This window comes from Kribbella albertanoniae (assembly GCF_004348455.1).
In the GTDB taxonomy this organism is placed as follows: Bacteria; Actinomycetota; Actinomycetes; order Propionibacteriales; family Kribbellaceae; genus Kribbella; species Kribbella albertanoniae.
Map to the genome: position 1 here is coordinate 1 of NZ_SMKA01000324.1, position 10,002 is coordinate 10,002.

Sequence of the window (10,002 nt, forward strand, 5' to 3'; positions counted from 1 at the left end):
GGGTGAAGGTGCTGGTGGTGTCGAGGCCTTGTTGCTGCCATTGGCGGGCGGTGTACCAGCGGCCGGTTTTCTGGAAGCGGGTGGAGGTGAGGCTGTCGAGGCGGTAGGTGTTCTTGTCGAGGGTGACTTCGCCGGCGGGGATGACGGCGCCGGAGTTCTGCACCATGCCGGTGGCGGTGGTGCCGCCGCGCATGGTGATCAGGTTGCCGGTGACGGTGATGTCGCGGAGTACGTTGACGCCCCAGGGGCCGGAGCCGCGGGTGCGGGACTGGATGGCGATGCCGTTCACGTTGTTGGCCACCACGTTGTCGCGGACGGCGACGTTCGACGAGGTATTGACGTTGATGCCGCCGCCGTCCCACAGGGACTTGCCGGAGCCGCGGCCGGTGCCGTGGCCGTTGCCGGTGACGAGGTTCTTCTCGATCACGCCGTTGCGGCCGATCTCGAAGCGGATGCCGTCGGCCGCGTTGTCGACGATCGTGTTGTCGCTGAAGGTCCGGTTGTCGTCGTAGGCGTCGCTCCACAGCCCGACGCCGCGGTTCTCCTTGATCAGGTTGCCGGTGACGGTGCCGCCGTTCGACCAGGTGGTCTTGATGCCGCCGGACTCCCAGTCGGCGATCCAGAAGCCGTCGGTGTTGTTGCCGCGGACCTCGTTCTGGGTGATGGTGCCGTTGACGGTGCTGTACTGGCCGACGCCGAGCTGGCCGTTGTGGTGAATGCTGTTCTTCTCCAGGATCGCGTTGTCCGCGTTCACCAGCATGGCGCCGACGGCGTGGTTCCAGCGGATCTCGTTGCCGGAGACGCGCCACTTCGGGCCGAGCTGGAGTGCGCCGCCCTGCGGTGGGGTGGCGAAATGTTCGATCGTCAGGTCGCGCACTGTCACGCCGACAGCGTTGGACGCGATCGCGGTGCCGGTCTTCGACATCTCGACCGCATGCTTGCGCGGATCGGTGCCGAGGTAGATGGCGTTCGCGGCGTAGTCGGCGAAGAAGGTGCCGACGGCAACCTTGTCGCGGGAGGCGACGCGGGTCAGGTGCTCGCCGTCCAGGAACACCTGTTCGCGGAGGTAGCAGATGTTCGCCACGTTGTCCTCGCACTGCCCGGTTTGCCCGTACGCCGGAGGCAGGGCGCCCGTGGTCACCCAGCCGCCACCGTTCGCCGCCCACTGGGTGAGTGGAACCGACCCGGTCAGCACCGAACCGGTTTCGCCGGCGAGCACCTGGTTGGTCTTCGGCGCGATGGTCGAGCCGATCCGGTGCAACCCCTTGCTGAAGCAGAACGTCGTCCCGGCCGGAGCACCCGCCACCACCTTGGCCGCATCGTCCTCCGGCGTGATCCGCACACCGGAGCACGCCGGGGTCGCCGGAGGCGCCGGAGGTGTCGGAGGTGTCGTCGGATCCGGCGTGGACGGGGGAGCGGTCGGCGTGGGCGTCGGTGTAGCGGTGGGATCGTCAGCCGGCCCGATAGCGATCAGATCGTCGCCGGACTGAGGATCACCAAAGAACCCACCGGGATTGAGCTGCTCAGGAGCGGACTGTTGCTCAGCATCAGGCACGCCGGCGGCCGGCTGGTGTCCGGTGTCGGTGGACTGCGCGCCGGGGTGGGCGCTCAGGAGTTGGGCGGTGGGGTGGGCAATGCTGCCAGGGCTGGCGTCGTCGGGTAGGCGGATACCGACGGGGCCGACCGGGGCGGCGCCTGGGATGCCGAGGGCCTGGGGGGCCAGCAGGGCGACGGTCAGGGTGCCGGTGGCAACTACTGCGAGAACGGTGAGCGGTGGTTTCACTGAGGAGCCTCCGGGGGGCAACGTAGTTCCTCGGCGCACCCCCCAAGGCGCGACTTCAAGTCAGCAGCGTACTACGTCGGGTAGTCATTGCAACCCTCATTCCGTTGCTTTATGCACCAAATTTACAGACGTTGCAGAAGGCATCGATCACGCTCCGCGAAATCGGTCGCGAACAGTAATCGTCAGTTGGCCAGGAAGGTGCTGACGGCATCCAGGCCGGCGTTCTGCCAGCCGTCCGCGGTCAGCTTGGTGCCGAACTTGGCGAACCGCTTGGCCCCGAGCGCGTCCAGCACGTACTTGTTGGCCGAGAACACGACCTCACCCGCCGGGACCGGGGACGCGGTGTTCTGCACCATGCCGGTCGCCTGCGTGCCGCCGGTCATCGTCACGGTGTTCCCGCTGACCTCGATATCGCGCAGGACGTAGGCGCCCCACGGTCCGAGGCCCCGGGTGCGGGACTGGATGGTGATCCCGTTGACGTTGCCGGAGACCGAGTTGCCCCGGATCGTCACGCCGGTCGACGTGTTCACGTTGATACCGCCGCCGTCCCACAGCGACGTACCGGAGCCGCGGCCGGTACCGAATCCGTTGCCGGTGATGGTGTTGTTCTCGATCACGCCGTTGCGGCTGATCTCGTAGCGGATCCCGTCGGCCGCGTTGCCGGTGATTTTGTTGCCGCTGATCACCCGGCCGTCGTCGGCGACATCGGCCCACATGCCGACGCCGCGGTTGGCCTTGATGATGTTGCCGCTGACCGTGCCGGAGGAGCGGGTCGACTTGATCCCGCCGGACTCCCAGTCGGCGACCCAGAAGCCATCGGTGTTGTTCTCGCTGATCACGTTGCGGGTCACGTCGGCCGCGGCCGAGCTGTACTGACCGAGGCCGAGCTGGCCGTTGTGGTGGATCAGGTTCCGGTCCACCTTGGTCTTGTTCGCCTTGACCAGCATCACGCCGACCGCGTGGTTCCAGCGGACGTCGTTCGCGGTCACCTTCCACTGCGGGCCGGACACCAGCGCACCGGCCTGCGGAGCGCTGGCGAAGTGCTCGATGGTCAGCCCGCGCACGACCACACCGGTTGCGCCGGACTCGATCGCGGTCGCGGTCTTCGACATCTCGACCGAGTGCCCGGCCGGATTGCTGCCGATGTACACGGCATCCGCGGCGTAGTCGGCGTAGAACGTCCCCGGTGCCACCGAGCCCAGGCTCGCGACTCGGGTCAGATGCGTTCCGTCGAGGAAGACCTGCTCCCGCAGATGGCAGATGTTCGCCTGGTTGTCCTCACACTGCCCAGATTTCCCGTACGCCGAAGGCAGCACCCCGCGCGCCACCCAGCGATCACCGTCGCGGGTCCACCCGGTCAACGGCACCGACCCGGTCAGTACGGCGCGATCCTCGCTCGCCAGCACCTGGTTCGCCTTCGGCCGGATCGTCGTGCCGATGCGGTGGACGCCGGCCGCGAAGCAGAACGTCGTACCGGCTGCGGCCGCGCTCACGACCTTCGCCGCGTCGTCGCCCGGCTCGATCGACACGCCGCGGCAAGGACCCGCCAGAGCGGGGCCGGCCGAGCCCTGATCGACGACGGGAATCGTCGGTGCTGTCACCGGAGGTACGGGCACGGTGGGCTTCGTGGCCGGCTTCGACGGAACGGGCTTCTTCGAAGCCGACGGCTGCACGCCCGTTGTGCCCTTCGACGACGGGTGCTTGGTGCCGGGCTTGGACGCCTGGTGCGTGGGCAGCTTGCCGCCCGCGATCGAGGGATCCGAATTCGTGCGTGACTTCACGGCACTTGTGGCGTTGTTCTCGTGTGCGATCACCGGGAGGGCGACCGTAACGACCGCGACGGCCGCGGCGATGAACGCTGCGAACCACGCCGTAGAGCGCTTACTGCTCAAGGAAACCCTCCGGGGTTGCGGTTCACCAGGCCTGGATACACCAGGCGTAGCCACCGCGAGACTTAAGGTAGTGCCATGCGGGTCGCCATGTTGCACAACCGTTACCGGAGTGGTCAACCCAGCGGCGAGAACACCGTCGTCGCGCAAACGGTTGATTTGTTGGGTAACTCAGGACATGAGATCGACCTTTACGCTCGGAACAGCGACGACATCGCCGCGATGGGGCGAAAAGATCGCGCATTGTTACCGTTTCGCTCCGTATGGTCATTTTCGGCCGAACGCGATTTAACACAGCTATTGCAAGCGAATCGGCCCGATGTGGTGCATGTGCACAACACGTTCCCGCTCTTCAGCCCCTCGGTGCTGCGCGCGGCGCACCGGTTGGACCTGCCGGTGGTGGCCACGCTGCACAACTTCCGGCTGATGTGTGCGAACGCCGTACTGCAGCGCGACGGTGGTCCTTGTGACTCCTGCGTCGGCAAGCTTCCGTTGGCCGGTGTGCGGCACAGCTGCTACCGCGAGTCCCGGGTGCAGACGCTGCCGCTGGCAACCAGCATCGGCATCCACAACACCCTGCACACCTGGCAGCGCTACGTCACCAAGCTGATCGCGCCGTCGGAGTTCGTGCGCGAGCGGTACGTCGCTCATGGCTTCGACGCGGACCGGATCGTGGTGAAGCCGCATGCGGTGCCGCACGACGGTCAGGTGCGGACCGGGCCGGGGGATGCGGTGGTGTTCCTCGGACGGCTGGTCGAGGACAAGGGGTTTGCGGATCTGTTGCGGGCGTGGCCTGGCCCGGCTGATGCTGCCTCGCTCGGCCGGCTGGTCGTGATCGGCGACGGACCGCTGCGCGCCGAGGCTGAGGAGCGGGCCCGCAAAGACCTGTCGATTCAGGTACTTGGTCAACTACCGTGGGCGGATTGCATGGATGTGCTGCGATCCGCGCGCGCCGTCGTCGTACCGGCGCGTTCGTATGAGACCTTCGGACTCGTGGTGGTGGAGGCGTTCGCGCACGGCGTTCCGGTGATCGCGTCCCGGCTCGGCGCGCTGGCGGAGCTGGTGGACGACGGTGAGACCGGTGCGCTGGCCGAGCCGGGTGACACCGACGGCCTGCGGAAGGCGATCGAGCTGGTGACGGATCCGGCGACTTCGGTAGCCTTCGGCCAGCGAGCCCGTCAGGTCTACCTGGACCGCTTCACCCCCGAGCGCGATCTCGCGGCCACGGAGAGGATCTACACGGATGCGATCGCCGAGCACACCTCGGGTGAACGGATCCGGAAGGGACGCTGGGCACGTCGTGACGCAGAGGTATAGGGTCACCGCTGACGGTCAGGTCGCTCATCGGCCCGGCCGCGCAACAGGACGCTCCGTGGGGGAGCCGCAGGGGGAACACAGTTTGCCGCAGAACGGATTCTTGGCCGGGGTCTTCGACCTGTTCCACGTCGGGCATCTCGACGTGCTCGAGCGGGCCCGCCAGGCGTGTGACCGGCTGGTCGTCGGCGTGCTGACCGACGAGTGGGCGATGGACGCCTGGGGCGCGCGGCCGTTCGTGCCGCTGGTCGAGCGGGTCCAGATCCTGCAGCACCTGCGGGCAGTCGACGAAGTGCTCGTGATCGATGACGTGGACCCCAGTCTGCTGACCGGCCGGCTGGTGTTCGCCGCCGATCTCGACGGTGTCCTCGGTGCGGACGATCTGAACGGCGTGTCGGGTCTGCATGAGCTGCCCGACGCCCGGATGTCCCGCAGCACCATCCTTCGCGCGGCGATCGACCAGCGGCAGTCCCGCAGCTCGGTGGCATGACCGCTCATTCCTTGGGCGAGGTCGTCGCTCAACTGTCCAGGGCACAGAAGCCTTCGGCTGGTACGCCGGCTTACTCGCGGTTCGTGAATCGGCGGATCGGGCGGGTGTTCGCGGCGACCGCGTTCCTGGCCGGCCGGACTCCGAACCAGGTCAGTATTACCAGCGGCCTGTGTTCGCTGGCCGGGATCGCGCTGATCGCGACCGTACGGCCGTCGTTCGGGCTTGCGCTGGCGGTGACCGCGCTGCTCGTGCTCGGTTACGGGCTCGACTCGGCCGACGGTCAGCTGGCCCGCTTGCGGGGTGGCGGTTCGCCGCTCGGTGAGTGGCTCGACCACATGATCGACGCGGTCAAGATCGTGCTGCTGCACAGCGCCGTACTGATCTCGTTCTACCGTTTCGATGCCTTCGGCAACGAGCTCGTGCTGCTCATCCCGCTGGCGTATCTCTGCCTGTCCTCGGTGCTGTTCTTCGGGCTGATCCTGATCGACCAGCTGCGCCGCGGCCACGGTGGCGCCCAGAAGCCCAACCAGCGTGGCGATTCCGTGCTGAAGTCGTTGCTGATAGCACCGACCGACTACGGCGTCCTGTGTCTGGTCTTCCTTGCCTTCGGCACTCAGTCGCTGTTCGCCGTCCTGTACGGCGCTCTGCTCGCGATCAACCTGCTCTTCCTGGCGGCGGCCGTCGTCAAGTGGTACCGGGAGATGGCTGCGCTGCAGCCGGTGCGCGGCTGATGGCCAATCTGATCATGGGCCGTGTCGGCTACGCGCCGGGTGTCTACGACATGTTCCACATCGGTCATCTGAACATCCTGCGCCGGGCCCGCGAGCACTGTGACCACCTGATCGCCGGAGTCGTCGAGGACGACGTGGTGACCCGGATCAAGGGCCGCCCGCCGGTCGTTCCGCACGACGAGCGGATGGAGGTCGTCCGGGCACTCGGCCTGGTCGACGAGGTGGTCAGCGACTGGTCGAGCGACAAGTTCGAGATGTGGAAACAGCTCCGGTACGACGTCCTGTTCAAGGGCGACGACTGGAAAGGGACCGAAAAGGGTACTCGGCTTGAGCGGCTGCTCGGCGAGGTCGGGGCGCAGGTGCACTACTTCCCGTATACGGCGTCCACCTCAAGTACCGATCTGCGCCGCCTGTTGGAGGGGCTGAGCTGATGACGAGCCGTCCGAAGGTCCTGATCAGCGCGTACGCGTGCCGGCCCCAGGGCGGTTCCGAGCCCGGCGCCGGCTGGGCGTGGGCGAAGGCGGCGGCCCGCGATCACGACGTGTGGCTGCTGACCCGGGCGAAGTTCGCGCACGAGATCGCCGAGGAGCTGGCGATCCGGCCGGTGCCCGGACTGACCGTCGTACCGCTGGAACTGCCGCGCTGGGTGCTGAAGTTACGGCGACGGCCGGCGGATGTGTACTGGTACTACCCGCTCTGGCAGCGGCTCGCCGCGCGGACTGCGGCTGAGCTGCACGCCGAGCACTCGTACGACGTCATCCACCACCTGACGTTTGCCGTCGACTGGATGGCGGCCGGTGTGGTGCGGCCGTCGTCGGCGAAGGTGATCTGGGGGCCGGTCGGTGGTTCGACGACCGCGCCGCTGTCGATGGCGCATTGGCTGGGACCGCGTGGTGTGGTCGGTGAGCTGGTCCGCCGCGTCTACACGGGAATCCGTCGGCACCTGACCGGTCGCAAGGCAGCCCGGACCGCCGACCTGATGGTTGCCCAGAACAACGATGTAGCCGCGACCTTCCGCCCCTATGCTCGCGAGATCGTCGTCCAGCCGAACGTCGCGATCAGCCGCTTCACCGCCTCCGGCCCGTACGAGCCGTTCGGTCCGCCGGGCGTGAAGACCGCGCTGTTCGTCGGCCGCCTGATCCCGTGGAAGGGCGTGCTGCTCGCGATCAGCGCCCTGGCCCGCCCCGAAGCCGCCAACTGGGTGCTCCGGATCATCGGCGACGGCCCGGACTGGGAACGCGCTGAGCGGCTCGCCCTGCAGCTCGGGGTCCGCGATCGCGTCGAGTTCACCGGCCAACTGCCCCGTGAATCGGTGCTCGCCGCGATGTTCCGGGCCGACGCCGTACTGGCTCCTGCCCTGCGCGAGGCCGCCGGATGGGCAGTCACCGAAGCCCTAGCCTCTGGTTGCCCCGTTGTCTGCCTCGACCGCGGCGGCCCCTCCGTCATCGTCGGCCCCGGCGAAGGCGCCGTCGTCCCCTGGCAAGGCGATGTAGTCGGCGGCCTGGCCAAAGGCCTCGCCTCCCTCGACGGCCGCATCACCCCCGTCGATCGCTGGGGCCCCGACCGCCTCCCAGACCTGCTGGCCAACTGGTACGCCGGAGCCCACGTCTCCCACTGAGTTTCAGCATCCGGGCAGTGAGGGGGGACACCGGGTGGGGGCTGGAAACGTGGCACGATGCTTGACGTGACGACGATTGCCGATGGGGCCAAATCCTTGCCGCTGTTGTTCCTGGGGCAGAACACAGATCCGCACTCCGAGCGGGGGGTCGAGTGCCCCGGTGCGTTGCCGCCGGCATCGGATCCGGATCTGGTGGAGCGGGCGCTGAAGGCGAAGGCTGCGCTGGGTGACCAGGTGTTCGTGCTGGGTCACCACTACCAGCGTGACGAGGTGATTCAGTTCGCTGACGTCACCGGGGACTCGTTCAAGCTGGCGCGGGACGCGGCGAATCGGCCGGATGCGCCGTACATCGTGTTCTGTGGTGTGCACTTCATGGCTGAGTCGGCCGACATCCTCACCAACGAGAGCCAGACGGTGATCCTGCCGGACCTGGCGGCCGGGTGCTCGATGGCGGATATGGCGCGCATCCAGCAGGTCGAGGCCGCCTGGGAGGCCCTCGCCGACGCTGGTGTGGCTGACGTGACGGTTCCGGTCACCTACATGAACTCCAGCGCCGACATCAAGGCGTTCTGTGGGCGCAACGGCGGCGCGGTCTGTACGTCGAGCAACGCCGACGTGGCGCTCGAGTGGGCGTTCGCGCAGGGCGAGAAGGTGTTGTTCCTGCCGGACCAGCACCTCGGGCGGAACACGGCCGTGCGCCAGATGGGTATCTCGCTCGACGAGTGCGTCGTCTACGACCCGCACAAGCCGGGCGGCGGGCTGACTCGCGAGCAGCTGTCGGCAGCCAAGATGATCCTGTGGCGCGGGCACTGCTCGGTGCACGGCCGCTTCACCCCGGAGTCGGTCGACGACGTGCGCTCGCGGGTGCCCGGGGTCAACGTGATCGTGCACCCGGAGTGCCGGCACGAGGTCGTCACCAAGGCGGACTACGTCGGGTCGACGGAATACATCATCAACAAGCTCGCGGAGGCCGAGCCCGGTACGTCGTGGGCCGTGGCAACCGAGCTCAACCTCGTCCAGCGGCTGGCCAAGCAGAACCCCGACAAGAACATCGTCTTCCTCGACAAGACCGTCTGCTACTGCGCCACCATGAACCGGATCGACCTACCGCACCTGGTCTGGACCCTGGAGAACCTGGTCGCCGGGCACGTCGTCAACCCGATCAAGGTTGACGCCGACACCGAGCACTACGCCAAGATCGCCCTCGACCGCATGCTCGCCCTCCCCGGCAAGTCCGCCCGCGACTAGCCCCGCGCGACACAGCCTGTCGGCGGCGCGAGTCGTCTCCGGCAGGCGGTACCGCGGAGCAAGATGCAGGGTGTGCCTGATCGCGGTCGGCAGGCTCACCCGGTGCCCGATCGAGACGTAGACCGGCTTGACCCGGTCCTGGGTCCGAACGACGGCACCCACCACCTCGTCGTCGAGCGTCAGGTCGGCAGTCGCACCGCGGGTCGGTCCCGGCTCGGCGTGCGTACCGACGAACGCGGTCTTGGCCACGCCGATCGACGGGATCCCGGTCAGCACGCCCAGGTGCGACGCCAGCCCGAACCGGCGCGGGTGGGCAATTCCTTGCCCATCACATACGAGCAGGTCAGGTGTCGTTGTCAGCTGCTCGAGCGCGCTGAGCAGCGCGGGCACCTCCCGGAAGGCGAACAGGCCGGGCACGTACGGGAACGCCGTCCGCCCCGGGACCACGGCGCGATCCACCTCGGCGAGGGTCTCCCAGTCCAGTACGACGATCGCCGCGGCCAGGCGGTCCCCGTCGTACGCGACATCCAGCCCGGCGGCGTACCGCGGTGGTCCGCCATGGTCGGTCCGGTCGACCTGGTCGCGCAACTGCTGCTGTACGGCGATCGCCTCGGCTGCGGTGGTCGGCCAGTTCACCGGGCGAGTGTAGGGGCGGATCTGTGCCACTGACCAAAGTGGCTCTTGGGGTGGCTGTGGGCCGTGGCTGAGCGTGGAGATTCGGGTGGCGGGGGAGTTGGTCAGTGGTGGCGGTCCGCGAGCTGACCTGTGGCGAGCGACCACCGCCGGGGTGGGGGAGGATGTGGGCATGCGAGTGCTGATTGCGCCGGACAAGTTTGCTGGGACGTTGACCGCGGTGGAGGCGGCTGCGGCCATTGAAGAGGGGTGGCGGCGGCGGGATCCGGGGGCTGAGGTGCTGGTGGCGCCGATGG

At 67.9% G+C, this 10,002-nt stretch carries 9 protein-coding genes and 1 pseudogene; 7 read left to right on the top strand and 3 right to left on the bottom strand.

Annotated elements, in window-relative coordinates:
- Both E1261_RS39670 and E1261_RS39675 read right to left on the bottom strand, forming a co-directional pair.
- On the bottom strand, positions 1 to 1,783 hold a 1,783-nt coding region (locus tag E1261_RS39670), incomplete at its 3' end, for a right-handed parallel beta-helix repeat-containing protein (protein ID WP_238176727.1).
- A gap of 182 nt (positions 1,784 to 1,965) precedes the next feature.
- Complete coding sequence (locus E1261_RS39675) at positions 1,966 to 3,675, bottom strand: right-handed parallel beta-helix repeat-containing protein (RefSeq protein ID WP_238176728.1); 1,710 nt, start codon at positions 3,673 to 3,675, stop codon at positions 1,966 to 1,968.
- Positions 3,676 to 3,762: 87 nt separating this feature from the next.
- On the opposite strand from E1261_RS39675, the gene E1261_RS39680 reads away from it, so the two are divergent.
- From E1261_RS39680 to nadA, 6 genes are read left to right on the top strand one after another with little or no spacing between them, the layout of a single operon-like run.
- Positions 3,763 to 4,989, top strand: a complete 1,227-nt coding sequence (locus E1261_RS39680) for a glycosyltransferase family 4 protein (RefSeq protein WP_238176732.1) — start codon at positions 3,763 to 3,765, stop codon at positions 4,987 to 4,989.
- Positions 4,990 to 5,044: 55 nt separating this feature from the next.
- Entirely contained in the window at positions 5,045 to 5,476 is a 432-nt protein-coding gene (locus E1261_RS39685; protein WP_238176729.1) for an adenylyltransferase/cytidyltransferase family protein, read from the top strand.
- Positions 5,473 to 6,207: a CDP-alcohol phosphatidyltransferase family protein gene (locus E1261_RS39690; protein ID WP_132414910.1), complete on the top strand. Its 735-nt coding sequence runs from the start codon at positions 5,473 to 5,475 to the stop codon at positions 6,205 to 6,207. Before E1261_RS39685 ends, E1261_RS39690 begins: the two co-directional genes overlap by 4 nt.
- Positions 6,207 to 6,638: an FAD synthase family protein gene (locus E1261_RS39695; protein WP_238176730.1), complete on the top strand. Its 432-nt coding sequence runs from the start codon at positions 6,207 to 6,209 to the stop codon at positions 6,636 to 6,638. Before E1261_RS39690 ends, E1261_RS39695 begins: the two co-directional genes overlap by 1 nt.
- Positions 6,638 to 7,825: a glycosyltransferase gene (locus E1261_RS39700; protein WP_132414911.1), complete on the top strand. Its 1,188-nt coding sequence runs from the start codon at positions 6,638 to 6,640 to the stop codon at positions 7,823 to 7,825. The genes E1261_RS39695 and E1261_RS39700 overlap by 1 nt, the downstream gene beginning before the upstream one ends.
- Before the next feature lie 57 nt (positions 7,826 to 7,882).
- Complete coding sequence (gene nadA / locus E1261_RS39705; RefSeq protein WP_238176731.1) at positions 7,883 to 9,073, top strand: quinolinate synthase NadA; 1,191 nt, start codon at positions 7,883 to 7,885, stop codon at positions 9,071 to 9,073.
- Positions 9,074 to 9,091: 18 nt separating this feature from the next.
- Here nadA and nfi read toward each other — a convergent pair.
- Positions 9,092 to 9,880: pseudogene (nfi, locus tag E1261_RS39710) on the bottom strand (deoxyribonuclease V); the annotation flags it as partial.
- Between nfi and E1261_RS39715 the strand changes: the two are divergent.
- The coding region (locus tag E1261_RS39715; RefSeq protein WP_202875415.1) for a glycerate kinase at positions 9,879 to 10,002 on the top strand (124 nt) is incomplete at its 3' end. The pseudogene nfi and the gene E1261_RS39715 overlap by 2 nt on opposite strands.